Origin of the sequence: Nostoc sp. NMS9 (genome assembly GCF_017114995.1) — a bacterium.
Lineage (GTDB): Bacteria > Cyanobacteriota > Cyanobacteriia > Cyanobacteriales > Nostocaceae > Nostoc.
Genome location: NZ_JABXKL010000020.1, coordinates 16,191 through 41,690, shown reverse-complemented (window position 1 = coordinate 41,690; position 25,500 = coordinate 16,191). Strand labels below are relative to the sequence as shown.

Here is a 25,500-nt window from a genome sequence, read left to right as displayed (position 1 = left end):
ACAGCACAAAAATCCCTGATTATTTCTGTTGTTAAGGGAAATTCATCAAATGACTGAAAACTTACGCGGTTCGTGCTGGCTTTTAAGGCTAATGATTTCTTTAGCTATTAGTGGCGCATACGTCAATGCTTGGGATTGCGCCTTTGCTCAAATTACGCCTGATAGGACTTTACCCAATAATTCCACATTCAAGGAGAATACCGGAATTATTGAAGGAGGAACTCGAGCTGGAAGTAATCTATTCCACAGTTTTGAGCAGTTTTCTGTACCCGTTGGCAGTCAGGCTTACTTCAACAACGCTTTAGATGTTCAAAATATCATCAGCCGCGTCACAGGTAGTTCTGCTTCTCTTATTAACGGTTTGATTAAAGCCAATGGTTCTGCTAACTTATTTTTTCTCAATCCCAATGGAATTATTTTTGGGCCTAATGCCCAATTGGACATTAAGGGTTCTTTCATCGCAACTACAGCAAACCGCCTCAAATTTGCAGATGGCGCTCTTTTTAGCGCGTTTCCTCCCCAAAACACACCTCTGCTAACAGTAAATGTTCCCATTGGCTTGCAATTTGAGGGAACAGCAGGAGAGATTCGTGTAGAAGGATCTGACCTAAATGTGCAACCTGGTAAAACTTTAGCACTCGTGGGTGGTGATGTAACGTTGCAGGGAGGTGAACGAGCAGCTTTAAATCAAGCGAATTTGGCAGCTCCAGGAGGACGGATTGAGCTAGGTAGTGTGGCTGGTGTTGAAGAAGTGAGCTTGAACCAGAAAGATAACGATTGGGTACTGGGGTACGCCTCTGTCAATTATTTTGGCGATATTGGATTGAAAGACAAAGCGTATGTCGCTGTTACTGGTGCTAGCGGTGGTGATGTTCAGATTCAGAGCAATAATTTGGCTCTAACTCAAGGCTCACGGATTTTTGCCGATACAACAGGTACAGAGCCAGGCGGAGAGGTGCTTGTCCACACAACAAAGGCGGTGACTCTCACTGAGGGTTCGCGGATTAAAGCCGATATTTTATCAACAGCAACTGTAACCGGAGGAGATGTGACGATTGAAACTAGACAGTTGAATATCCAAGGGGATGACTCATTTATCAGAGTTAATAGCTTAGGTAAGACGGGACAGGGGGGAAAGCTTACCGTTCGCGCCTCGGAGTCTGTGGAACTAGCAGGAACAACAAGCGGCTTGTTCACTCAAACTCTAGGTGCTGGAAATGCTGGAAACTTGAGAATTACCACTCGAAGGTTAAGTTCTCAGAATGGAGCGCAAGTATCAACTTCTACTTCAGGCGAGGGACAGGGGGGAAATTTGACTGTAACCGCCACCGATTCTGTGGAACTAATTGGTGCTGATAGCGGCTTGTTCTCTCAAACTTACGGTGCAGGAGATGCTGGAGACTTGACAATTAATACCAGACGCTTGAGTGTCCAGAATGGGGCGCAAGTATTAACTGCTAGTCGTGGTCAAGGAAAGGGAGGAAATTTATTTGTGGCTGCTAGTGATTTGGTGGAATTACAAGGAACAGGAATATCATCCAAAAGGCAGCAAATCCCTAGTTTTTTATCTACTCAAACAGAAAAGTTTGGCAATGCCGGAGACTTAAAAATTATTACTAGGCAGTTAATTGTAGGAAATGGCGCACAAATATCTAGTGCTTCTTTTGGTCAAGGAAAAGGTGGAGAGATAGAAGTTAATGCTTCTGATGCTGTTAACATTTTTGGAGTTGACATTAATTATAGAACGGCAAGTGGATTATTTTCACGTACCACTCAAGGGGGTCAGGGAGGAAACATCATTATTAAGACCAATGCTTTCCGGGTAGCAGACAATGGGGTTGTAGATGCCCGCACTCTAGGTAAGGGAAATGCTGGCAATATCACGGTGAACGCGAATACTTTGGAAGCAGTTAATGGTGGACAAATCCTTGCCAATGCTTTTACAGGCAGCAGTGGTTTTGCAGGTGATATCACAGTTAATGCTACTGATAGGGTGACTATATCTGGCAGTGCTCCTTTCAAACGGCTTGTCCGAAGTGTTGGGGGTCTCGTTGAGGATGAGTCTCTTAACAGTGGCTTGTTTGTTCGCTCTCAAGGGTCAGGGAGTGCAGGCAAGCTTCAGGTACGATCTCCTTTCATTCGCTTAGACAATCGAGGGGAAATCACTGCTGAAACCGCATCTGGTAATGGCGGTGATATTACACTCTACGACCTAGATTTACTGTTACTAAGCGGCAACAGCCAGATATCTGCTACCGCAGGCACTAATCAACAGGGTGGAAATGGTGGTAATATCACTATTAATGCCCCTGACGGCTTTATCGCCGCTAAACCAAATGAAAACAGCGACATCACTGCCAATGCCTACAATGGTAATGGGGGAATAGTCAAAATCAACGCTACTAAGATTTTTGGAATTGCCTCACTAACTAGCGAAGACCTTAAAAGGTTGCGCCCTAATGATCCAGACCCAGACCCGCGTAAACTTCAGACAAATGATATTACAGCAATTTCCCAAACAAGACCTGATTTAAGCGGCATTGTAGAAATTAACACACTCAATGTTGACCCTTATCGAGGATTAATTAACTTACCAGCCGTACCAGTCAATACTCAAGTGTCGCAAGTCTGTCAGGTGCGTACAGCACAAAATCAAAGTAGTTTTACGATCGCCGGACGCGGTGGCTTACCACCGAATCCCAGAACCGAACCCCTCACTCCTGATGCAGTTCAACTAGATTGGGTAACTCTCAACCCAAAAGGCGAAAACCACTCTAGTACAAATGTTTCAAATCAGGCAAATAGTTCCAGTCCAGCGCCAATTGTGGAAGCGCAAGGGTGGGTGAGAAATACTAAAGGTGAAGTTGTACTCACGGCTGATGCGCCGACAGCTTTGCCTCATAGTTCCTGGCTTACTCCTGCTTCTTGTTTCTAAGAAACCAGGTTATACCGTTTCCAACTAAAAAATGAATATATCCTTGCAGAACGGGATATCTTAGACTTCCAACACCTTCGAGCATATCCAATGCATTTAGGCAAACAACTAAGTCTGATGAACTGAAGATTGAGCCGAAATGCATAAAAAGTGCAACATAGTCCGAAAGTACTTTAGAGATGCAAATAATCCAGCTATCTGCCCTTAATAGAGGTTTTGCAACACAACCCAAAAACCACCCAATTTTCACTAGAGTATACGTACTATTATTCTTATCTAGTCTACTTTGTAGTCTCTTTATCATTCCTTAAGATCGGCTTGTTATCGCTAAAAGTTAAGGAGTGTAAATTTTCGTATAGTTATATTTATTCAATTTTTTACATACTTTTCCCGTAATTGTTCTATTACGTTTTGTTGTAGTAATTGTTGCGTTATTTCCCGTATCTAAAAATATGCTGCAATTACTTAGCAATTTTATTAATTCTCTCAGTCAGCGATCTGGAAGCAGTGCTTCTAAAGAAAATAAACAGATTAATTGGTTTGATACGCCGAAAATTGGTTTTCATGAAGGTAATGTCTCCAGAGAAAATATCTTTGCAGATAATTTCTACAAACCGACAATAGAAACCTTGCAAGACCAAAATCCCATGCTATTAATGCAATGGGGTGCAAGTGTAGTACCAGCATCTGAAAATGCTAAGAAACTATCTGATAAAATTGAATCTCTGGAACAAGAAATCACACTTTTAGGAAAAGAGAAATATGCAGCAGAAAGTGCTATACAACCTTTGCGAAGAGAGGAATATGAACGCCTCTCTAAGCTTGTACCCTACAAAAGACCTTGGTGGCATTGGCTGTTAGTATTTGGGCTTTCTTACTCACTTTTTTTGGGGCTAAACAAGCATTCTGATGTAGAGCTAAAACGTTTAAAAGCTTTTCAATATCCAATTGCAGCATTGAATCTATCTGCTGCTGTGGGTATTACATTATCCATTAAAGCAACAATGTCATCTTTAGGAAAACGCAGTAAACAATTTACTGTTCAACCTATTTCTGAGGATGCAACCAGCTTTGAAACAGTTGCTTGGTGGCTACGATTTATAGAAGGTGATAGAACATTATGGATTGGACTAGGCTTCATTATCTTGGAAACTTGCTTTGCCTTTCCAGGATTAATAAGTATTCTTCAAACAAGTTTAGCCAAGCAAACTATCTATCAAATAGCAACATTTGGGGCATCTGCTCTTTCTGCAACAGCAAATATTGCTCTGGCATGGACTACAGGATTAGAAGAGGCTTCGCATTTACATGAACAAGAATTAAAGGTGCAAGAACTGAATGACCATCTAAAAGATATCCTTAACCCTCAAGAAGATTTTAAGATAGCTGTGAACAACGAACTGCATAAGAGAAAAATTGAAGCTACTGATAAGAGAGTGGAGGAACTTCAAGAGGAACTGATAAAACAGCAAGAGTTACTTTCCGAGGCAAAAGAAAATGCTCGGTTGGAGTATGAACGCTGGGCATATTTAATGAAAACATCCTTTAAATCTCTAGAATCTAGCTCTTCTCAGCAAATTCAAAATTATCCCTTATCCAGCAATGGACATAAAAAACCGCAAGAGCAGATAAATTAGCTGCGCTTTGAGCATTAGACTTGTCGCTTAATAACATTTTATTAACTTTAAAGATTCATAAGTTAAGGGTTTTAGAATGCATCTTATTAGGTGACAACTCTATTACAGAAGGTATCTTGAAGATACTTTTTATTCTAACAATAATTTCGGAAAATTTACCAAAAACTTTCAGTAATCGGTACATGACTAGAACTATTAAGAGGTTAAATATGAACAGAAAATCACGGAATAGAGAAAGCAACTTTAATAATTTTATTACTAAAAATGTGATGATTAAAGTAGGTATTTTCAGTAGTGTAATTTCTTTGTTTGGACTTACTAAATTAAGCTTTATTTCATCGCAATCCAAACCCCAGATACAGGTCTACATTGCTTATGAACTCAAGACCGAAAAAGCAGTAAACTTTGTAACGGACATAAACGACAAATTTTCTCGTACCAATTTAGAATATCCCATGAATGTAGATATTCTGAAAGATCGGCAGATATCTAATATCTATGGTGTATCCTCACAAGGATCTCTTCGAGATATTGAAAAAGATTTGCAAGTAATCCGCTCTGACGATCAAGCCTTGATTCAAGCAATCAATCGAGTCAAGGGATTGATTAATGAAAAGCAAGAGTTACATGCATTTATTGTCAGTGAAGGAACCAATGACAAGTCAACAATCAAACAAATTCAGAACATTGCTCAAGAAATAGCCAAGAAAAAACCAACAAATTTTCATCTCTACCTTATGGGGGTAAATCCAGATTTTAAAATAGAGTTTTCGGATGCTTTTCATTCAATAAGGGAAATTGTACACTCATGCCCTAATACTCAATATGAGCAGTGTTCCGCTTTTATTGACAAACTTGAGTAATAACTACATTTTTGACTAAGGGACTTGAGGTAAGACAAAAATGAATAGTTGGTGGAATTCAGTGAATAACTTTTAGTAGAAGATGAGCAAATCCCTCATAACTACCGCACAGTAGTTTGAGGGATTTATGATCTGTTCTTTTCCAAAAGGTAAAAAAAGGGCTGTTCTTTCTAGCTAATTGCTTTCTTTTTCTTCAGCCATATTCCCAATAAACCAGCAGTAACTGCTATTCCTCCAATAGTTGATGGCTCAGGCACAGGTTTTACACTCACATTATCCAAGTATAAGAATTCATATTTATCCCAATTCCCAAACTTTAACTCTGTGGATGATGCATCTGCCGTGAAATTGAACTTATATTGCGTGTATAGTTGAAAAGAAATGTCTTTTTGATCAAAAAGCTTATTTCCACCTACAAATGTCTGAAATTGATTATCAAGGTTAGGGGCCTCATCTATAGATGCTAAATAGTAACTAAGTTCGTATTTCTGACCAGGTTGTGTAGAAAGTGTCTGTGATACGTAGCTAAGACCTATAAATCCACTAAGTGATAAGCCCTGATTACCACTATTATGCTGAGGAAAATTGCTTATTCTTATCCCTGATATATCCATCGGATCGCCAGACTTAGTCCAGTCTGTAATATTCGGATTTGTAGCGTTGGGATTGTTAGGATCTACGAGGGGATCGAGTTCAAAGCTTCCGTTTTTAACAAGTTCTGCCGCTTGTGCTGCTGTATTATAAATATTAGTAATCACAGCAGTACTAATTAAGGTAGTAGTAAAACTAAAAACAATAATTGAGAGTTTTTTAGTTAAATTCATGAAACTTGACTCCAAATAATTCTAAATTTTGACAATGAAAATAAGTTGATAGTTACATCCATGCTGGCTGGCTTTCAGTAGTGTCAATAAAAATGAACACTTTCTTCTGGTTTATAAGAGTTAGCTATAGATGTGGATAATGATTCATACACCCAAGGCAATTTTTCTCAACAAACGCATTATGGAGTTTTTAAATCAGATGAATTTTAGTGGCATTATTGACACTATTGAGCCAGACATTGCTTAGGCTTCTACCTTTGGTTTATTCATCCCCATCATCTATCACGGGGTCATCCCTATAGTTTTTCCCTTGATTTCAGGTGTAGCTTTGACACTCACGTCATCCAAATATAAAAACGCATACTTGGCTTGGTAGCCAAACTTTATTTCGGTGGATCTTCCTTTTGCTCTAAAATTTAACGTGTATTTTGTGTAGGCTTGGTAAGGTGTATTGTTTTGAACAGAAACTTTTTTTCCACCTATAAAAACCTTAAATTTGTTATTCAGATCGGGTGCCTCTTCTGTCGATGCAAGATAGTAAGTAAGTTTGTAGAGTTGACCAGGAAATGTAGGGATAGTCTGCGATATGTAGCTAATGGCTGAAAATCCACCAAGCGATAATCCTTGCTTACCAGTATTAGGAAAATTGTCAATTTTAGTACCTAATGTGTCTGTCGAATTACCAGATTTAACCCATCCTGTAACATTAGGATTTGTAGTTTCGGGATTAGTTGGATCTATAAGAGAGTCGTATTCAAATCCCCCGTTGATAATCAGTTCTTGTCTTTCAGCTTGTGCTGCTGACTTATAAGTATTAGTAATCACAGCAGTATGAAGGAAAGCAGTAGTCAAACCACAAACAATAATTGAGAGTTTTTTAGTGAACTTCACAAGACATAACTCCAAATAGTTCAAAATTCACGACAACGAGTACTTGATTGATTTACTTTCTGGTGATTAAGGCAGGATAAACCCGTAAGTATTTTTGAAGATATTCTGAGCTGTACTACCACTTAAGTAGTTAGAAAAACTCTGTGCCGTCGTTAAAACTTTAGTTCTGGTGAGTATACCCAGTGGATAAACAATCGAATCGCTCTCTGTTGTGAGGGCAGTTTGTACTACTCTTACCTTGTTAGAAATGGCCGCATCAGTTTTGTAAACAACACCTGCATTGATAGTTTTATTTACACCTCCAACTAGAAGAGTTTTATTTTCAACAGCAGTTAAAACGTTACGCACATTACTAGCACGGTATAATTTAGAACTGAGAGTAGTGAAAATACCTCGGCTAGTGAGAACTTGTTTGGCATAATTTCCTGCTGGCACAACTGGAGGAGTACCTGTATAGTCACCTATGGCAATACCAGTAATGTTGGCATTGGTCAAACCATTGAAACTAGTGAGAGTAGCACTACCAGCACTAACGGGAGGTGTGGTAGGCGCAATCAAAACTAGACGGTTTTTGACAACGTTTTTACGACTAGCTGCAACCAATTTACTTGGGGTTGAATTCTGCAATACATCTATTTGGCTGGTAGCAGCAGAAATGAAAATATCTGCTGGTGCTCCTGCTTGTATTTGACTCAGTAAAGTACCAGAAGCACCAAACGTATAAACAACGTTGACTCCTGGGTTAGCATTTTGGTACTGAGTCTTAATGGCATTCAGCGCGTTTGTTAAACTGACAGCTGCATACACGTTAAGTGTCGTTACAGAGCTTGCTGGTGATAAATTAAGGAACTGCAAGCCTATTACCAGCATCATGCTGCTAGCTGCTGTAGCAATCCAAGCAATAAGTCTTCTTCTGTTCATGAAAGTTATAGTTTGGGGAAAATATTACCTAAAAGTCTCATTGTTGACATACCTGACTTACGTACAGTCAACAGAAATACTAACCACACAGAAGGTAGAGGATATAGATAAATGGGAGTTAGAGAAGGTTTTGGCGTAAATCTTACGCATCATAAATTCTGGAAATAAACGGCCCGGCCAATCACAATTGCTAAAAGCATTGGTGTGATCGCCCGTTTGTTATTTCCAAGTGGAATTACACAAACAGCGAGTGAAATGTATTTAGTGATGAAATAATATCAGTTAAATACGCTTATTACCAACTTTTTTGGTCAATAAATCCTGACAAAAAGCTAATGCAAGTATATTTAAATTCTCTAAATAGCTCTGATTTGTTTATCTAGTATGGATTGTGCTATAAAATTTTTAGATTGCTCCTAAATATCTAAAGCTTTATTTATACCAACTAAATATTTTTAATCATCCATTTAGCTAACTTTATTGGTATTGTAAGTGCTGCCCTGACAATCTTTGGATGCGATCGCCTCTAGCACTGCGTAAAAAAAATCGTGAGCGCATCCAGCAGTGCTAATAACTCATCCGCCTAGACGATGTACATATAATTCTTTATTTGTATAAAAAAATATATAAACTTTTATGTTACCAATAAAAAAATTGATTTGACATACGCCTAATGATAGATGGATTTTATTAAACAAATAGTTTAGATTTGTAACAAGTTACACAGAAATAGGTAAAACACATGGCTAACATAATTGACACTGCTACTAACAATGGTTCTTTCAAGACACTAGTTGCAGCAATCCAAGCGGCTGGTCTGGTAGATACACTGAAAGGTGCTGGACCATTCACCGTCTTCGCACCCACTGACGAAGCGTTTAACAAGCTTCCAGCAGGTACTGTAGACGCATTACTGAAAGATCCTGCAAAGCTCAAGAAAATCTTGACCTATCATGTTGTTTCAGGCAAGGTACTGGCTGCTGATGTAGTTAAGCTGAAGACAGCTAAAACAGTTGAAGGTTCAGATGTAAAAATTGACGCTTCTAATGGCGTTAAGATTAATGATGCAACAGTTGCAACAGCAGATGTTGCTGCTGATAACGGTGTCATCCACGTCATTGACACAGTTTTGATTCCTGCATAACCAAACCTCAGAATAGCGAACGCTATTTCTGAGGTGGCGACTACCTATAGTCGTTTCTTCATTACAGTCTGGTTGAATGTTTTTTAGTAAACATCAACTATCAACAAATCCATCTAGACAGCATCTAGATGGATTTGTTGTTTTATACGTGTAAAAACGTTGCAATTGCTAGTAGTCTGTCAAGTTTAAATTGATGGGTAATCAAGTTCGTAGTAAGGACTTTAGTCCTTAATTTTCTAAGCACTAAAGTGCTTACTACAAACTTTTCATTACTAACTTAGACATTGTACTAGTTTCTCTTAATTAGATGTAATCAAATTTTTAGTTTTGCCAAACCCAAATAACGGATACCTTCGGGGGAAATGTCAAAACGGCAAGGTAAGACTTCTAAACCGAGAGCGATCGCATCCCGTAATAATTTACCATATACAGGATCTGTGCGATCGCCAGGGGAGAACTCGATACAATCACCGCGATTGATAAAGTAAAGCATCACCGCACGAGTTAAAGGTAACAGCGCCATCAGTTCTCGCAAGTGCTTTTGCCCTCTTGTAGTCTCCGTGTCAGGAAATAGGGCTAATCTCCCCTCAGACAAAGTTGTATTTTTCACTTCTAAATAAATCGGGCGTTCCTCATCACTCCCCGTCAAAAAAAAATCTACTCGACTTTTTTTATCTAGCCCATAAACTACCTCGCCCTTGATTTGGCTGTAGTTGCCCAATTCCGGGAAAAGGTATTTCGCCAAAGCTAGCTTTACCACCCGATTGGGCAAAAAAGTATTTATGCCTACCCAAGTTGGCTCATTGTCATGTACCTGAATTAGTTCTAAAGTGTAAGCCAATTTACGGTTAAGATTATCGCTTTTGGAAAGCTGTACCGCACTTTGAGGAGTCGATACTCCAGTCATTGGCCCTGTATTGGGACAGTGTGCTGTCACTATTTCGCCAGAAGTAAGTTGAACGTCAGCAAAAAACCGCTTGTAACGCTTGAGCAAAATACCGGGATACAAAACAGGGTAAGAGTAAAGCCAATCTATCATTATTGAACCTTGTTGCTGCTTGTAAATATACGTTAATTTTTTACCCACCGAACCCATATCTGCAAATTTTTTCAGCAGCGACTCCGCCCTGTGACAGAATTTGAGGAACTTTATATATCATGGATTGTCAACTTTTGTAGTTAAATTGACAACATAGTAATAAAAAGTAGCATATACTAAATATTACAAGCCTCCCATAAAAAAACTGGGAGAATTTCAATGTGCAAGGAGGTAAATCCTATGCAAGAAGTGTGGACAGCAACGGAATTAGAATATGCTTTTCTGTTTACTCTAAGAAAAGTAACTTCAATCAATCCAGAAGGTTTTAAGCCATTTTTTAGTAATATGCCTATTGACCCTTATATCAAAGGCAATTATCGTTCCAGAAGATTATCTCGGTTCACAGTTTCTGGAAATCATTTAATCAAATTACCTCATGGCTACCTCTTTCAAAGTAAAGATTACAATCCATTAGTGGGTGACATAAAAAGAGAGTTTCCAGAATTAGAAGATGCACTTATAGAACTTGATATTTTTAAGAATCTTGTCTTAGCATTTAGTGATTCTTGTAAACTTCATCCTGAAGCTGAAATCGGAGTTCATCAAATTAGAACTATTTGTTCGGCAGATAATTTGGGTAATCCAGCACCTGAAGGTATCCATCAAGATGGTACTGATTTTATTAGTATATTTTCAGTAGATAGAGATAATATTCAAGGTGGAGAAACACATCTATATACTGGCAAAAAAGAAAAGCCTGTGTTTAGCAAAGTTCTAAATCCGGGAGAACTCTTATTAGTCAACGATCATGATTTTTTCCACTTTACCACTCCTATCAAACCACAGATTCATGCTCAGGGCAGTAGAGATGTTTTTGTGCTAACTTCTCCCAGCTTGCTTTCAGAATAATTTTAGTCAACCGTAAATATTTTACAATCTACGAGATATGGGGAATTGAATGTAGTCATTTCCCCAGCTTTTTTATTTGGAATTGGAAATAATCGTGCTGATAGTGGTTTATCTAACTTGATGGCTAAAGTTGCCATATCAATTAATAAAGCTGTAATTTTTTCTATTGTGATATCACCTGGAATCGTAACTGTATAAAATCCATAGCCACAAACTGCTGAATGTAATAATAAATTTGATTAGTGATATTTTCACTAAACTGAACTCCCAAATCTGGATGTGTACAATATTCCATTTATCAAAAGTTAGGGTAGTGTGTTGGTTTTATTTCACAAAAACTATGAAATATACTTAAAATATGAAGATGAATGCATAGATTAGGCTACGAAACAAGCCTGCTGGAATTCAATTAACTGAATCAACCAAACAAATGTCATGAATGATGAATTCTACAATAGAGGATTGGAAAAGGCTAGGCGAAAAGATTACGCGGGAGCAATTGAGGAATTTAACCATGCTTTACAACTGACACCTTACTTTAGCGAAGCTTATTTGCAACGGGGTTTAGCACATTATGACTCAGGCGCAATTCTGAAAGCTGTTTCAGATTATACCGAAGCCCTGAAGCTGAATCCTGAGAGTATAGAAGCATATTATTGTCGGGGATTGGCTAGGGTAGCGCTGAAAAATTTACCGGGGGCGCTAGAAGATGCTGAACGTGCGATTCGTCTCAATCTCAATTATGCTGCTGCTTATAATCTGCGGGGAATGGTGCGGCGCAAACAGGGTTATATTCAAGATGCGATCGCTAACTTTAAAAAAGCTGCTGGGTTATATCTAGAGCAACAAGATAAAGAGAATTGTCGTCTGTCATTGGAACGAATTAAACAGCTACAACCACAAAAATTACCTGCCCTTGAGCAATCGCCTTCCACTAATGCACCAATTTTATCCACCAATGATTATTTTACACAATTATTAGAAAAGGCTGAAAAGGGAGATACCCAAGAAGCACTCGCCGATTTAAACTGGGTATTAAAAGCCGATCCGCAAGATGCCCAAGCTTACTGCTGTCGTGGGGTTGTGCGTTGTAAAATCGGGAATTATCGAGAAGCGATCGCAGATTTTAATCAAGCATTACGACTAAATTTTCAAGATGCGATTGTTTATCGCAACCGAGGTAAAGCACGTTCTGTCTTGGGAGATCATCAAGGTGCGATCGCTGATCTGAACCAAGCACTCCAGATGCAACCCGAAGATGTCTTAGTCTATATTGCCAGAGGTAATGTCTATCGGGCAATGGGCAATTATCTTGGTGCAATTCAAGATTACACCCAAGCGCTACAAATCAATTCTGATGATGCTCAAGCTTATTACAATCGCGGCATTGCCTATACTTGCTTAGAAGAAATACAAAACGCCGTGGAAGATTATCAACGGGCGGCGAGTATCTTTTGCCAACAAGAAGACTGGGAAAATTATCAACAAGTCTTAAGTAGCCTAGAAAAAATCCAGAAATTTAGTCCAGAGTCAAAAAAGCAAAAATATCATCTGCTACGTCAGCGACTTTTACGAATGGTTGGGGGATATTGGGAAATTGCCGAACGATTGATTCAGCAAAACCAGGATTACCATCCTGGGATGTCAGACGAGTGGTATTTGCAAAAAGTGATTGATGATTTAGAACGTGATCGCAATAGATAAAATATAAAATATAAATGCCACTACAAATGTAAAATCACCCGTATAAATGTACGGGTGAAAATGCGATTGATCGCTTGTTATTTTCCAATTAAACTAAATACACCTTATATTAAGCACCGTTTCAAAGTTTAGTGAGAAGTGCGACTTTGACGGCGGCGGCGCAATCCAAACATACTAACTGCTCCCACCGCAAACATTGATAGAGTAACAGATGGTTCAGGAACGGTAGCGCCAATTAACGCTTTAACATTTGCCTCGCCGACATCAAGAACGACGACAACATCATTAAAGTCGCGATCGGAACCTTCGTTCCACTTACCAGTTACAGAATCTACTCCTGAAGCGTGTAAACCACCGTATAAATCCTCAAATGCCAGGAGGATGTAGTTGTTGTAAGCATAAGCAACTGCGTGCTGTAGTCCGTCAGCGTTAGAAGCTGTGTCAGTACCAAAGATATTGGCAGAGTTGCCACGGTTCAAACCATCAGCTCTTAACCAGAAGTCGAGTTGAGTACCTGCGGTAACATTACCAACTTTGACCCCATCACCTAGTTTTAGTGCGTTACCGCCCCAGCCGCCAACACATCCAGTCCCTTCACAAGAAATATCATTAAAAAGCAGCCCAGACTTGTTAGTAGTTCCTGTAGCTTCAAAGGCTAACTGGTTTCTATAACCTGCGCCCTCATTGATAAAGTAAACAGAAACATCGTGGTCGTATTTTAGGTTTAATTTACTGGGGTCTAATTTAAATTGTCCGCTATTTGGAAGGGCAACACTTTCTGCTTGGACAAATTGTTGAAAAGGAGCGTCGTTAAAACCAGTTTTAGACTTACTATATATTGTTGGTTGAGTCCATGAACTATTCCAATTAAAATCAGCAGCAGATGCAGTTTCTACTTTGGAAACTAATCCGGTCAAGGTAGCTGTAGCAGCAATCAAGGCTGTGAATAAATTAAGTTTCATTTTATGAGCCATTAAGTAGGAAATACAATTTAGATAATGCTTTTGTAGCAGCTATCTATCTTCGCTTGTCTCTTACTTCTAACAGCTATACTTCTGCGAAGTCAATCTATTTGTTTACTTTTACTAGTAGATTCAAATAGCTCTTTATTTAAAGTATTTTTACTGAAAAAATACTATTTTTAATCGGATGTTACACTGTTGTTAGTACCTAGTAATTAAACTTATATATGATGAAAAATTGATGAAATATTTCTATTTTTTATGAAAAGAAGATGTGCAATTCCTATAGTGAAATGCTAAAAGCTTAATCTATAATAATTTTTATTTAAATAAGGTAGATAAGTAGTAGTGCGCTGTTAGGTGTATCAACTTAGGCTTGACGAAGGTTATTTGCTGCTATACAAACAGAGTTTATCTCGGTACTTACGTTGGGAAACGTAGTAATCTATCAAATCAATGAAACCTGGGTAAATAAGTTTAGTCTTTGTTTTAAGCACTCAAGTGCTTACTACGTACTATGCTTTCGTTGACTTGATTAACTAGCAGTAGTCTGCCAAAATCGACTTCGGTATCGTCAGAATCTAGAAGTTATGCCAAGGATGGGAGACAATTTAAGGGGGTTGTACCTTAAAATGACAGTCTTTGCCTAGACTTGATGAATATCTTTTAAGGTTAAAATAATCAAGCTTTTCCAGAGCTACATTCCCCCTTTCACAGATAAAATCTATATATGAACGCTACACAAGAAAAACTAAAAGCTCACGTAGAGCAGGCCTTAATCGCGGCTTTTGGCGCTGACTTGGCTGGAGTAGATCCAATTTTGGTTCCTGCTAGCAATCCTAAATTTGGCGATTATCAGGTAAATGTGGCTTTATCCCTGAGTAAAAAGTTAGGAAAGCAACCAAGAGCGATCGCAGGTGCGATCGTTGAGAAACTAGATGTATCCGAAATCTGCGAACCGCCAGAAATTGCTGGGCCGGGATTTATCAATCTGAAACTGAAAACAGCATACTTAGAAGCACAACTCAACGCGATTCAAGCTGATCCCAGACTAGGAGTTCCAGCCGCGAAAACGCCGAAGCGGGAAATTGTGGATTTTTCCAGTCCGAATATTGCCAAAGAAATGCACGTTGGACACTTGCGTTCGACGATTATTGGTGATTCCATCGCCCGGATTTTAGAATTTCAAGGACATGATGTACTGCGGTTAAATCATGTCGGCGATTGGGGTACGCAGTTTGGCATGTTAATCGCCTATCTGCGGGAAGTTTACCCAGACGCGCTTACCACCGCTAATGCTTTAGATATTGGTGATTTAGTCTCTTTTTATCGCAAAGCCAAATTGTGGTTTGATACAGATGAAGCTTTTCAAGAGACAGCACGCCAAGAAGTCGTCAGATTACAAGCAGGTGCAGAAGATACACTCCATGCTTGGAAACTGTTGTGCGAACAGTCGCGGCAGGAGTTTCAAATAATTTATGACTTGCTGGATATCAAGTTAATTGAACGCGGCGAATCTTTTTACAATCCCTTACTACCAGGAGTTGTGGAAGATTTAGAAAAATCTGGGTTACTGGTAGAAAATCAAGGGGCAAAATGCGTTTTTCTGGAAGGGTTTACAAATAGAGAAGGTGAACCCTTACCTTTAATTGTGCAGAAATCAGATGGTGGTTATAACTACGCCACAACAGATTTAGCATCTCTCCGTTACCGGATTCAGCAGGATGAAGCAAAGCGGATAATTTATGTAACAGATGCTGGACAAGGAAACCACTTTGCCCAATTTTTCCAAGTGGCACGCAAAGCCGGATGGATTCCTGATGATGTGGAATTAGTGCATGTTCCTTTTGGGTTGGTGTTAGGAGAAGATGGTAAAAGAATCAAAACTCGTTTTGGGGACAGTGTGCGGTTACGGGATTTATTAGATGAAGCTGTTTCTCGTGCCCATGCTGACCTCAAAACTAGATTACAAAAAGAAGAACGCCAAGAAACTGAAGAATTTATTAATGAAGTTGCTAGGGTAGTTGGAATCAGTGCAGTGAAGTATGCAGACTTAAGCCAAAATCGCACCAGTAACTACATCTTCAGCTACGACAAAATGCTGGATCTTAAAGGTAATACTGCGCCCTATATGCTGTATGTTTATGCGCGGATTTATGGGATTAGCCGCAAGGGTAATATTAACTTTAAAGAGTTGGGAAATAATGCCGTTTTGTTGCAGCATGAAACAGAATTAGCGCTAGCAAAATATTTACTTCAACTGGATGAAGTTATTAGTAGTGTAGAGCAAGACTTGCTGCCCAATCGTTTATGCGAGTATTTGTTTGAACTGAGTCAGAAGTTTAACCAATTCTACGATCGCTGTCCCATACTACAAGCGGAGGAACCGCAGCGAACATCTCGTTTAGTTTTATGTGATTTGACTGCTAGAACTCTGAAGTTGGGATTATCTTTGTTGGGAATTCAGGTATTGGAGAGGATGTAATATTTTTTTAACGCATAGGCGCTTCGCCTTCCCGTAGGGTAGTGACGCTGAGGTAGCGCATAGGCGCTTCGCCTTCCCGCAGGGTAGGTACGCAGAGTAAGAGTTAAGTTAAAGCTTCTTTATGTACTTTGCGGTTTTTTAATAAGAATTGCAGGATTTGGAGGCGATCGCAAATGGTACGGATACGATCAAAAAACATAACTTTAGCAGAGTTTCTAATGCTACCAGAAACGAAGCCCGCTAGTGAATACATTAATGGTGAAATTATTCAAAAACCAATGGCACAGGGAGAACATAGCACTATTCAAGGCGAACTGATTATTTTTATTAATGCTATCTTGAAACCCCAAAAAGTTGCACGAGCATATCCAGAACTGCGATGTACTTTTGGTGGCAGATCAATTATTCCGGATGTAGCAGTATTTACCTGGGAGAGAATACCTCGCAAAGAAAATGGCAGGGTAGCAAATTTATTTTCAGCAGCCCCCGATTGGACTATTGAGATTCTATCACCTGACCAAAGACAAACGAAAGTTACAAAAAATATTTTACATTGTCTGAATTATGAAACACAAATGGGTTGGCTGATTGATCCAGAAGAACAAACAGTATTTGTGTACATCCGCAATCAACAGCCAGTCATGTTGGATGAATTAGAAGCTTTACTCCTTGTGCCAGATTTTGCAAGTGAGTTGAGGCTGACGGTGGGAGATTTATTTGGTTGGCTGTTGGAGTAAACCCAATCATGTCAAACCCTGACAGCCTGAGTAAGGAAATACAGCAAATACAACAGGTTTTATGGGTAGGAATCGGTTGTAAACGGGGAACATCATGGCAGTTGATTGATCGGGCAATTGAGCAAGTATTTCGAGAAAATCAACTTTTTCCAAGTGCGATCGCAGGTATTGCTACCATTGACACTAAAGCCTCGGAAGTTGGCTTAGTCAAACTTTGTCGCCTCCGCAATTTGCCCTTAAAAACCTTTTCTGCGGAAATACTTCGCTCTGTCTGTGTCCCCAACCCTGCCACAATTACCGACGATCGAGTAGGTACACCTAGCGTAGCAGAGGCAGCTGCTATTCTTGCAGCATCTCAACTCACATCTTTGACTGTTTTCCCCTTTACAAAGATAAAGGAATTGCGAGTGAAATTTTTAGTTCCTAAACAAATTTTCCAAATACAAGGGCAACCAGGAGCGGTAACTCTTGCTGTTGCCCAAGCTTTAAATATTATTAGTATTACAAAAGTTCTTTAATTTTCTAGTCAACAACTCTCAAAAAATAGTTAATGATGCTAGAAACAATTGCTAGTACAATTGAACCTAGCAAAGCAGGTAAAAAGCCCTGAATCTCAAAACCAGAACCAGGAGTTAGGATACTTGCCAGCCAAAGGGCTAAGGCGTTAATCACCAATGTAAATAAACCAAAGGTGAGCAAGGTAATCGGAAACGTCAAAATCTGCAAAATTGGTCTAATAAATGCATTAACTAGACCAATTACAAAGGCTGCGATTAAGGCAGTCACAAAATTCTTGATAAAGAATCCCGGAACGATATTAGCTGTAATGAATAACGCCACCGCAGTACCGAGCCAAGTTAATAAAAAGTGTTGCATAAGTTTTTTTAGAGGAATTAGCAGTAAGTTTAATTAATTTCACTATTGCCAGTTGTGATTTGTAACACGATCGAGTGTTGTGCTTGACTCCTAAAGTTGCGATCATCTTTTATCAGCCTAAAATCAATGTAATTTTTCAGTGCTGGCAAGAGAGATACTTGTAATGGGTATATCTTTATCGTATTGCAGGATGTACCGCATTAAATTCATAAAAAATAGTGTTGAGCGCAAAACCTGATTTTTCCCGTTATCTTTTGGTGGAGGTTTTGAGACAGGAGGCAGTCCCGATGAAACAAGTTTCACAGCCAAGCATGAAAGTGGGACTAGGGACTGGGATTTTTACTCAGTACTCAGCACTTTCAAGTCAGAGGGCAGGAGGCAGGACGCAGGAGTTATAAAATCTTTGTACCGCGAGACTCTTAACTTCTTATTTTCTTTTCCTTCTACCTCTTGCCTCCTGCTTCTCTCTGTGCAGGGGTTTTCGGACTTAACGGGAAAAGTTAGGTTTTTATGTCTATGTGCAAACCCAACTTTGGAGCGTAAGTTGGTAAAATTAGCTCACATACCCCAAGTTTTTCAGGGGGTTGAGTTATGACACCACAAACCGTCCAACCACCGAAAGTTGGTAAAACCGAAAAACAAGAACGTCAGTCGCCTAACTCTCCTAAGTACTTCAAACTCAGGACTAGGGAACATTTATTACTAGAAGAAGTCTCTGCGATGTGGTCAGATATCAAAAAATCCAAGGGTCGCCACGCTCACCGAGACTCAACTCTAATTTTGCTTTGCTACCGTCACGGATTGTGCGTGGCAGAGGCGGCATCTTTGCAATGGAAGCAAATAGATTGGGATGATCGCACAATTTACGTGAAGCGAGTTAAAAAAAGCACTCTATCTATTCATCCTCTTTACTCTGAAGAAATTTGTTCTCTCCGCAAGCTTCAAAGCGATTATCCTCTTAGTCCCTATATTTTCCAGTCTTCTCGATATGGGCCATTCTGACTTTCCACATCCCGTGAAAAGTCAGATGTTTAAAGCCCCTGCTTAATTCTTGCCTATCTCCCCCGAAAAAAATCGCTCTCTTTTATATTCCTTATGTAATCATTGACGGGTGAATCATGTCGGACAAAATATCTAAATTTAACTTAAATGAAATCTTCAAGTATATGAGTGAAATTCCGTTTCAGCACAAAACACAAAATGAGGCGTTGAAGCGAATTACTGAACTTGGCAAACAATTTATCGATTGTCATACTTTTGCTATAGCTCTTATTAATGCTGAAACAAGAGTAGTTACTCAATTGATTTGTACAAGCAACAATCTAGAATTAGAAGGATTGATTAATAATAAAAAACTTTTCTGGGATGAAATAGTCTTTTCTAAACAAGAAAAGCTTCATCCTAACATTAGAGATAAGTATCATTTAAAATCAGTATATAGTTATCCCTTGTGGTCAACAGAAAGTAAGGTGGTTGGTTATATTTATCACTTCTCTTATATACTTGGAACTTTGACTAAACAAGAACAAGGATTGTTGAAATCATTTGCTAATAGAGCAATAGTCACTATTGAAAATCTCGATTATAATTATAATCCTTATAAACCGTTGGAAACTTTATGTAAGTTATCAGAACAGTTAATGACGGTTGATCCTGATGAATTTATTCAGTTATTGCCTCAAAAAGCCTGTGAGCTTTTTGAGGCATCAGCTTGTATTCTCTGGAAAAAAGATATAAAGCATCAAAAGTTTAAAATCTTAGCTACTGCTGGCAAAGTAGATGATGAATATAAAAATCTGGAACTGGATAAAAATTTTAATGTGGTGCAAGATTTTTATCGCCGAAAAGGTATTTTTTATTTATCCGACATTACTAGAGCTTCTACAAAATTTCTGCATTATGGAGAAGTTAAAAAAAGAGGCTGGACTTCTATGCTGAGTGCGCCATTAATGATTAATGATGGAGAAATAATTGGAATTTTGGATATTTTTACTACAGAAAATCGCTCTTTTAAAGAACTAGAAAAAGAAGGGTTTAAATGCTTCTCAAACTATGCAGCTTTATCTTTTGATAAAGCCGTAACAAATAAAAAAACCAAGGAAAACTTAAAAGATAGAGAGAAGTTGAAAAAGCTAACTGAAATTATGCTAGAAATGATAAATTGTGATACAGCTAAAGAAGTTTTTAAATGTCTTATAGACGGTGCTATAAATTTACTTGATTCAGGACATGGAGCTATTAGTCGCTTAAATTACTTTACTGGCGAGTTAGAAGTTATTGAAAGCAAAAGGCCTCTTAAAAAAGATCTCACTAAATGGAAAATAGGTGAAGGTATTACTGGTAAAGCCCTTGAGAGCAAAAAAACTATCAATGTTGGTAATGTTTTAAAAGATTCTATATGGAAGGATACTTATGTAGAATATTGGCGGGATACTCGTTCGGAAATTGCCATTCCTCTATTCATAGAAAATATCCCAGTTAGAAAAGGAACTGAGGTTGAATTAGGTTCAAAAAGACTAGGGGTTTTAAATATTGAAAGTCCAGAACTTAATGCTTTTTCAAAAGCTGATGAAGAGTATCTCGAATTATTAGCGCGTTATGCTGCGATATTGATTGATAGACGAGAATCTGACAAAAAGTTAAGCGATCTACGTCAAAAAGAACAGCAGATTGCCGAACATCAAAATCACAATCAAATTATGGAAAATGTCATCAAGAGCATTACTGACATATTACAATTTGAAGTTGTTAATATTTCCTTGGTTAACCGCGAGACCAATAGTATAAAAACAGAATTTATTACTGGCATTTTAGATAATCAATTAGAAGAGTTTAAAAAAGAAGCTAACCATTCATTAGATAGTAATGATATTCAAGCTAGTATTGTGAAAAGCAGAAAAATTCAAGTACCAGATATTGAAGATCCACGCTTTGATAAGCAAATATATCATAAATATGGTCATCAAGACTTAATTAGAGTTTTTATTCCTATGATTGAACCTTTCAAAAGTCAAGTGATTGGAACTCTCGAAGCAGGCTATAAAAGGGATTATAGAGAGTATATTTATGAGCGAGATGTGCAAGTATTAGAAAGTTTTGTTGACTCTGTTGTTAATGCACTTGAACGTAGAAAATCGCAAATAATTAATAAAATTACTCATGAATTTAGATCTCCTATTGTTGGAATTAGAAGTAATGCAAGTTTTGTTCAAAGACGTAAAGAAGAAATAAATTCAGAGCATTTTGACAGAAAACTAGAAGATATTCTGACAGATTGTGAAATACTTTTATACCAAGTTGCAGAGTTAGAATATATTATGGGTGGTCGTATTTCTGGAAAATCTAAAAAAGAAAAATTTTTTATTTTTAGAGATGTTATTATTAAAACGACTAATCAACTTCGTCCGATTGTAATTGACCACGGGTTCTCCATAGAAAATATTGACTATAGTAAAGTCAATCCTCGATTCTTAAGATTAGAAATTAATACAGATAAAGTAAAAATAAACCAAGTTATATATAATTTATTGATGAATTCGATAAAGTATGCGAAAGATGACAAAAATCAATTTAAAATTGATATAGATATTGATGATAAAAATAAAGAAAATATAATTATTAAATTAAAAGATTGGGGAATCGGTATTGAGAATGAATTTGTAAAAGACATATTTAAAGAAGGTTTTCGCTGTCCTGGAGCAATCAAAAAAAATGTAGCAGGATCGGGGTTAGGCCTCGCTATTTCTAAAAGTATAATGAGAGAATTAGGAGGAGATTTAATTTTGTCTAATAATACTGAGCCAACGGAATTTCACTTAGTTATTCCTAGACACTAAATGTAAGTAAAGGAGGCTGTTGATGATTCTTTTTATTGATGATGAAGAGAGAGGAATAGCTAGCTTTGTTGAAGAATTAAAACTTTCTAAATTTGAGACCACTTTGAAAAAAGATGTTAATTCTGCTTTCAAATATCTCGAAGATAATCATGACAAAATTCAACTAGTAATTTTAGATGTGATGATGCCACCAGAAGACATATTTAAAGATTGTGATACTAATGATGGATTAAGAACGGGGGTTCATCTCCATAGAAAAATTAGAAAAAGTTTTCCTAATTTACCGATTATTATTTTTACAAATTTTACTGATGATGAGCTTGAACAAGAAAGCAATAAAGATAATAAAAGCCGATTCATTCATAAATATGATTATCTTCCTTTTGAGTTTGTTGAAGAGGTTCAACAAACTCTAAGTAAGCAATAATATTTGATTGTTTCCTTCTCATCAAAATAAACTTTTTTCGTACTATTTGCTTGGAGATCAATATGTCAGCAGTTATCGAGCAAGTTGAATCGCGTATTGAAAATGCAGATAGAGAACTGAGTAGCATTGTGCGAGACAAAGAGATGAATATTATTTTAAAAAAAGACAAATTGCAATCTTTAAATTCAGAGATAGAATCAATCCAGTTATTAATTAATGAAGCTAGTACAGGAGAAAAAGGACAAGAATTAAAAGCAAGCAAAGCTGCTGAAATTCAAAAAGTTCGTGAATTACGGAACTATCTGGAAAGAATCTGGAAAAAAACACAGTTATTAAATCCTAGTGATCCTAAAGATTTTTGGCAGGCACTATGGTGGTTTTTTACTCAAGGAGGCAGAAAGGAGTTATCTTTAATACAAACAATCAGAAATAATTTACCATATGATGAGCCTGAATTTCAAGACTTTGTTGAAAAAGTTCAAAAAAACATTGAAGCAAAACTCTTTACTTCAGGAGTTTATCAAGTCTTCTTTTCTGAAGATCGGATTAAGCAACTTTTGCCAGAAATAGTAATAATTGAAGCTTATAGCGCTTTTGTAATTATTTCTGTAGATTCTAACAATGAAGAAATAATTACACAGTTAAAAAATGTCTATCCAGTGGAAAAACTTTCAAAAGACCTTGCGGAAGACTCAAGAGGATCTAAAATGCCTTACAAAAAAGAGCAAGTCGTTAAATTTAGATTTCCTGTTCGCGGTGAATGGAAGCAACGAATAGGAAATACAGGCGCAAGAATTTTAGAACCGATAGGAGATTCAGAACTTATTGTTTCTGTACCAAGTGAAGAGATTTTGACTAAGATTAAAAATTTTAGAGAAGTTGCTAGCGTAACCCCTTATGAGCCAACTATTAGAGTGCAGGAGGAATATTTAAAAGATTTAGGAGTAGAAGTTACCGAAGAAATGTTGGCAGACGCAAGACTGAAAATAGTCGAAAATTCCCAAACTCTTAAAATTAATAACAATTTTATTCCAGGTATTTTAATTGCTCGTTTCTTTACTGAAGAAGACCGTGATGAAGCTCTAAAAACTTTAGAGTCTGAGAAAATTGATGTCGTTGAAGAAGCTGATATTAATGAATTAGTCGTAGATTTAATCAGTCATAGTAACCCTATTAATGCTTATGAAATTCTTAAAAGTTTACCAGGTTTAATTTCGTTAGAAGAAGAAACCATCGAAACAATTGATAATCATGTTGCTGTTCCCCTACTTGCGAATGGTGTTTCTATCATCAACTATATTCCTGAATTGACTGGTAGTGGAGAAATTATTGCTATTGCAGATACAGGGTTAGATACAGGAGAAAAAGCAATACTACACCCTGATTTTCAAGGAAGGGTCAAGATAATTAAAAGTTATCCTATCAGACCTTCAGATTCTAACAGAGTTAATAATCCTAATGATGATGATGGAGCATCGGATAAATATTCAGGACATGGAACTCATGTAGCAGGAAGTGCATTAGGAAGCGGAAGAATGGCACAAAACTACGGACTTCCTCCTATCCAGGGAATGGCACCTGAAGCAGAATTGATCTTTCAAGCAGTTGAGCAAACGCCCAAATGGAAGATACAAGAAATGCACTCATTCTTGAAACGTAAACTGATACCTCCCGCTTCTGATTTGCTAGGAATTCCTAGTAACATCAAAACATTATTTGAATTTGCTTTCACAAACGGCGCACGTATTCATTCTAATTCTTGGGGAGGAGGTGAATTTGGGTGTTATAATCGCCGATGTCTTCAGCTAGATGAATTTGTTTGGCAACACAAAGACTTTTTGATTGTGTTCGCTGCTGGGAATAAAGGTAATCAACAGGGAACAATTACGCCACCAGGAACGGCAAAAAACTGTTTAACAATAGGGGTATTTGCTGACTTTAGCAGTCGAGGTCCTTGTCAAGATGGTCGTTATAAGCCTGATGTCATCGCGCCAGGCACTTTCATTTTATCCACTCGCTCCTGTCAGATTACGCATTACTCAGAAGCTGCTTATCCACCAGCTAAAGGAGATTATATGTATATGAGTGGGACTTCTATGGCAACTCCTTTAATTGCTGGCAGCGCGGCATTAGTTCGTCAATATCTTCGCACAAAGAAGAACATTAGTAATCCGAGTGCAGCTTTACTCAAAGCAGCATTAATTCATTCAGCAGAGTATTTTCAATACTCTTATACTCATAAATCTTCTAAAAAATGGGCAGATAATGAGCAAGGATGGGGCAGAATAAACCTTAGTCGGATTATTAATCCACCTTATCACGTCGAATTTTTTGATCAAACCCAAGGTTTCTTTGAGTCTGGTCAGAAGGAGCATCAATACGAATTTGAGATAATCGACAACTCAATTCCTTTGCGAGTAACCTTAGTTTACACCGACTATCCAGGTAAACAACCACTAGGTCAACTTGTCAATAATCTTAACCTAGTAGTCTATAATCCTCAAGGCGGATATTATCTTGGCAATGATTTCGATGAGCGAGGCATGATAGATAGTGTTAATAATGTCGAAGGTTGCATTGTTGATGCGCCCATAACAGGAAGATGGAAAATCAAAATTGTTGGAAAAAAGATTGTGCAACCCACACAAGATTATGCTTTGGTGATTTCTGGTGTAATCGCACATTGGAAGCAAGTGCCACGATAAAAGCGACTGTCTTAAAAGTCAAGCTCCTAACGGAAGCAAATGAAATACCTCTATTTATCACTCTTGACTCGAATTAGTCTTGGAAGAGAGGGTAAATGAGCAATCTATGCTATTGGCGAAGTCAAAAAATGCTCGTTCCCTCAACTCCCGCTCTTGCGTCATAGAGCTTTTTCCAATCAGCGGAAAGCTGTTATTGTCGCACGGTTTGCAATGCTTGGTATTCTGCCTTTGGGCGCAGTGTCAGTTCTCTTAGCTCAGTTTTTGAGCGGGTGCCTAGCGCGAAATTCACACAAAACAATGATTTATGGCTCATTGATTCGTCTAATGGTAAAGCGAATGGCGGCTTAAGCTTTTGTTTACGAATCAGCTCTAAGTCGAGAAACCTCAGTGATTAGGGATTTCCAAGAAATAAATTATCTAGTTTTATACGGTGGGCAGCATTCGACTGACTTGTACTGAGCCTTGTCGTTGGCGCAGCCTCTTGTAGAGAAGTCGCATCTTGGCACTGAGCTTGTCGTTCGCGTAGCGTCCCGTAGGGAAGTTTCACGCCGAATTTTTGCCCGTAACTCTGGTTACGGACGGGTGAGACGCTACATGTACCAAGT

20 protein-coding genes and 1 pseudogene are annotated in these 25,500 nt (G+C 38.0%); 13 read left to right on the top strand and 8 right to left on the bottom strand.

The window, feature by feature from the left end:
* Positions 1-49: 49 nt before the first annotated feature.
* The 3 genes from HWQ40_RS08200 (at position 50) to HWQ40_RS08190 (ending at position 5,435) form a co-directional block, all read left to right on the top strand.
* Positions 50-2,935, top strand: a complete 2,886-nt coding sequence (locus HWQ40_RS08200; RefSeq protein ID WP_292776467.1) for an S-layer family protein — start codon at positions 50-52, stop codon at positions 2,933-2,935.
* 452 nt (positions 2,936-3,387) lie between these two features.
* Positions 3,388-4,572, top strand: coding sequence for a hypothetical protein (locus tag HWQ40_RS08195; protein ID WP_292776465.1), 1,185 nt, complete (start codon positions 3,388-3,390; stop codon positions 4,570-4,572).
* Positions 4,573-4,781: 209 nt separating this feature from the next.
* Positions 4,782-5,435, top strand: coding sequence for a hypothetical protein (locus HWQ40_RS08190; RefSeq protein ID WP_292776463.1), 654 nt, complete (start codon positions 4,782-4,784; stop codon positions 5,433-5,435).
* 170 nt (positions 5,436-5,605) lie between these two features.
* On the opposite strand, the gene HWQ40_RS08185 is transcribed toward HWQ40_RS08190, so the two are convergent.
* The 3 genes from HWQ40_RS08185 to modA all read right to left on the bottom strand — a co-directional run bounded on the left by HWQ40_RS08185 (position 5,606) and on the right by modA (position 8,071).
* Positions 5,606-6,259, bottom strand: a complete 654-nt coding sequence (locus tag HWQ40_RS08185; RefSeq protein ID WP_292776460.1) for a DUF642 domain-containing protein — start codon at positions 6,257-6,259, stop codon at positions 5,606-5,608.
* A gap of 282 nt (positions 6,260-6,541) precedes the next feature.
* The gene (locus tag HWQ40_RS08180; protein WP_292776458.1) at positions 6,542-7,150 is read right to left on the bottom strand and encodes a DUF642 domain-containing protein; all 609 of its coding nucleotides are present in this window, start codon (positions 7,148-7,150) and stop codon (positions 6,542-6,544) included.
* Between the two features lie 66 nt (positions 7,151-7,216).
* Positions 7,217-8,071 carry a molybdate ABC transporter substrate-binding protein gene (modA, locus tag HWQ40_RS08175; protein WP_292776456.1) on the bottom strand — a complete coding sequence of 285 codons (855 nt, stop codon included), beginning with the start codon at positions 8,069-8,071 and terminating at the stop codon, positions 7,217-7,219.
* 742 nt (positions 8,072-8,813) lie between these two features.
* Here modA and HWQ40_RS08170 point away from each other — a divergent pair.
* Positions 8,814-9,215, top strand: coding sequence for a fasciclin domain-containing protein (locus tag HWQ40_RS08170; protein WP_292776453.1), 402 nt, complete (start codon positions 8,814-8,816; stop codon positions 9,213-9,215).
* A gap of 313 nt (positions 9,216-9,528) precedes the next feature.
* Here HWQ40_RS08170 and sfsA read toward each other — a convergent pair whose 3' ends face one another.
* On the bottom strand, positions 9,529-10,254 hold the full coding sequence (sfsA, locus tag HWQ40_RS08165) for a DNA/RNA nuclease SfsA (RefSeq protein WP_292776451.1): 726 nt from the start codon (positions 10,252-10,254) through the stop codon (positions 9,529-9,531).
* A gap of 240 nt (positions 10,255-10,494) precedes the next feature.
* On the opposite strand from sfsA, the gene HWQ40_RS08160 reads away from it, so the two are divergent.
* Positions 10,495-11,163, top strand: a complete 669-nt coding sequence (locus HWQ40_RS08160) for a 2OG-Fe dioxygenase family protein (RefSeq protein ID WP_292776450.1) — start codon at positions 10,495-10,497, stop codon at positions 11,161-11,163.
* A gap of 2 nt (positions 11,164-11,165) precedes the next feature.
* On the opposite strand, the pseudogene HWQ40_RS08155 reads toward HWQ40_RS08160, so the two are convergent.
* A pseudogene (locus HWQ40_RS08155) lies at positions 11,166-11,402 on the bottom strand (DUF711 family protein); the annotation flags it as partial.
* 196 nt (positions 11,403-11,598) lie between these two features.
* On the opposite strand from HWQ40_RS08155, the gene HWQ40_RS08150 reads away from it, so the two are divergent.
* On the top strand, positions 11,599-12,867 hold the full coding sequence (locus HWQ40_RS08150; protein WP_292776447.1) for a tetratricopeptide repeat protein: 1,269 nt from the start codon (positions 11,599-11,601) through the stop codon (positions 12,865-12,867).
* A 128-nt stretch (positions 12,868-12,995) separates the two neighbouring features.
* On the opposite strand, the gene HWQ40_RS08145 is transcribed toward HWQ40_RS08150, so the two are convergent.
* Positions 12,996-13,829: a DUF4114 domain-containing protein gene (locus HWQ40_RS08145; RefSeq protein ID WP_292776445.1), complete on the bottom strand. Its 834-nt coding sequence runs from the start codon at positions 13,827-13,829 to the stop codon at positions 12,996-12,998.
* Between the two features lie 730 nt (positions 13,830-14,559).
* Here HWQ40_RS08145 and argS point away from each other — a divergent pair.
* The 3 genes from argS (at position 14,560) to HWQ40_RS08130 (ending at position 17,569) form a co-directional block, all read left to right on the top strand.
* A complete protein-coding gene (gene argS, locus HWQ40_RS08140) occupies positions 14,560-16,314 on the top strand; it encodes an arginine--tRNA ligase (RefSeq protein ID WP_292776443.1) in 1,755 nt (584 codons plus the stop codon).
* Between the two features lie 173 nt (positions 16,315-16,487).
* Positions 16,488-17,051 (top strand): Uma2 family endonuclease, encoded by a 564-nt coding sequence (locus HWQ40_RS08135; RefSeq protein ID WP_292776441.1) that lies wholly within the window; start codon positions 16,488-16,490, stop codon positions 17,049-17,051.
* 8 nt (positions 17,052-17,059) lie between these two features.
* A complete protein-coding gene (locus HWQ40_RS08130; protein WP_292776438.1) occupies positions 17,060-17,569 on the top strand; it encodes a cobalamin biosynthesis protein in 510 nt (169 codons plus the stop codon).
* Positions 17,570-17,573: 4 nt separating this feature from the next.
* Here HWQ40_RS08130 and HWQ40_RS08125 read toward each other — a convergent pair whose 3' ends face one another.
* Positions 17,574-17,927, bottom strand: coding sequence for a phage holin family protein (locus HWQ40_RS08125; protein ID WP_289797505.1), 354 nt, complete (start codon positions 17,925-17,927; stop codon positions 17,574-17,576).
* Between the two features lie 591 nt (positions 17,928-18,518).
* On the opposite strand from HWQ40_RS08125, the gene HWQ40_RS08120 reads away from it, so the two are divergent.
* From HWQ40_RS08120 to HWQ40_RS08105, 4 genes are all read left to right on the top strand, one after another.
* The gene (locus tag HWQ40_RS08120; RefSeq protein ID WP_292776436.1) at positions 18,519-18,929 is read left to right on the top strand and encodes a tyrosine-type recombinase/integrase; all 411 of its coding nucleotides are present in this window, start codon (positions 18,519-18,521) and stop codon (positions 18,927-18,929) included.
* A gap of 164 nt (positions 18,930-19,093) precedes the next feature.
* Positions 19,094-21,763: a GAF domain-containing protein gene (locus HWQ40_RS08115; protein ID WP_292776434.1), complete on the top strand. Its 2,670-nt coding sequence runs from the start codon at positions 19,094-19,096 to the stop codon at positions 21,761-21,763.
* Between the two features lie 22 nt (positions 21,764-21,785).
* The gene (locus HWQ40_RS08110) at positions 21,786-22,190 is read left to right on the top strand and encodes a response regulator (RefSeq protein ID WP_292776431.1); all 405 of its coding nucleotides are present in this window, start codon (positions 21,786-21,788) and stop codon (positions 22,188-22,190) included.
* 62 nt (positions 22,191-22,252) lie between these two features.
* Positions 22,253-24,895, top strand: coding sequence for a S8 family serine peptidase (locus tag HWQ40_RS08105; protein WP_292776428.1), 2,643 nt, complete (start codon positions 22,253-22,255; stop codon positions 24,893-24,895).
* Positions 24,896-25,286: 391 nt separating this feature from the next.
* On the opposite strand, the gene HWQ40_RS08100 is transcribed toward HWQ40_RS08105, so the two are convergent.
* Entirely contained in the window at positions 25,287-25,442 is a 156-nt protein-coding gene (locus tag HWQ40_RS08100; protein ID WP_292776426.1) for a hypothetical protein, read from the bottom strand.
* Positions 25,443-25,500 lie beyond the last annotated feature (58 nt).

What these genes read in the sequence shown, in the direction of transcription:
- HWQ40_RS08200 (WP_292776467.1), top strand. Translation starts at nt 50, where the DNA reads ATGACTGAAAACTTACGCGGTTCGTGCTGGCTTTTAAGGCTAATGATT.
- HWQ40_RS08195 (WP_292776465.1), top strand. Translation starts at nt 3,388, where the DNA reads ATGCTGCAATTACTTAGCAATTTTATTAATTCTCTCAGTCAGCGATCT.
- HWQ40_RS08190 (WP_292776463.1), top strand. Translation starts at nt 4,782, where the DNA reads ATGAACAGAAAATCACGGAATAGAGAAAGCAACTTTAATAATTTTATT.
- HWQ40_RS08185 (WP_292776460.1), bottom strand. Translation starts at nt 6,259, where the DNA reads ATGAATTTAACTAAAAAACTCTCAATTATTGTTTTTAGTTTTACTACT.
- modA (WP_292776456.1), bottom strand. Translation starts at nt 8,071, where the DNA reads ATGAACAGAAGAAGACTTATTGCTTGGATTGCTACAGCAGCTAGCAGC.
- HWQ40_RS08170 (WP_292776453.1), top strand. Translation starts at nt 8,814, where the DNA reads ATGGCTAACATAATTGACACTGCTACTAACAATGGTTCTTTCAAGACA.
- sfsA (WP_292776451.1), bottom strand. Translation starts at nt 10,254, where the DNA reads ATGATAGATTGGCTTTACTCTTACCCTGTTTTGTATCCCGGTATTTTG.
- HWQ40_RS08160 (WP_292776450.1), top strand. Translation starts at nt 10,495, where the DNA reads ATGCAAGAAGTGTGGACAGCAACGGAATTAGAATATGCTTTTCTGTTT.
- HWQ40_RS08150 (WP_292776447.1), top strand. Translation starts at nt 11,599, where the DNA reads ATGAATGATGAATTCTACAATAGAGGATTGGAAAAGGCTAGGCGAAAA.
- HWQ40_RS08145 (WP_292776445.1), bottom strand. Translation starts at nt 13,829, where the DNA reads ATGAAACTTAATTTATTCACAGCCTTGATTGCTGCTACAGCTACCTTG.
- argS (WP_292776443.1), top strand. Translation starts at nt 14,560, where the DNA reads ATGAACGCTACACAAGAAAAACTAAAAGCTCACGTAGAGCAGGCCTTA.
- HWQ40_RS08135 (WP_292776441.1), top strand. Translation starts at nt 16,488, where the DNA reads ATGGTACGGATACGATCAAAAAACATAACTTTAGCAGAGTTTCTAATG.
- HWQ40_RS08130 (WP_292776438.1), top strand. Translation starts at nt 17,060, where the DNA reads ATGTCAAACCCTGACAGCCTGAGTAAGGAAATACAGCAAATACAACAG.
- HWQ40_RS08125 (WP_289797505.1), bottom strand. Translation starts at nt 17,927, where the DNA reads ATGCAACACTTTTTATTAACTTGGCTCGGTACTGCGGTGGCGTTATTC.
- HWQ40_RS08120 (WP_292776436.1), top strand. Translation starts at nt 18,519, where the DNA reads ATGACACCACAAACCGTCCAACCACCGAAAGTTGGTAAAACCGAAAAA.
- HWQ40_RS08115 (WP_292776434.1), top strand. Translation starts at nt 19,094, where the DNA reads ATGAGTGAAATTCCGTTTCAGCACAAAACACAAAATGAGGCGTTGAAG.
- HWQ40_RS08110 (WP_292776431.1), top strand. Translation starts at nt 21,786, where the DNA reads ATGATTCTTTTTATTGATGATGAAGAGAGAGGAATAGCTAGCTTTGTT.
- HWQ40_RS08105 (WP_292776428.1), top strand. Translation starts at nt 22,253, where the DNA reads ATGTCAGCAGTTATCGAGCAAGTTGAATCGCGTATTGAAAATGCAGAT.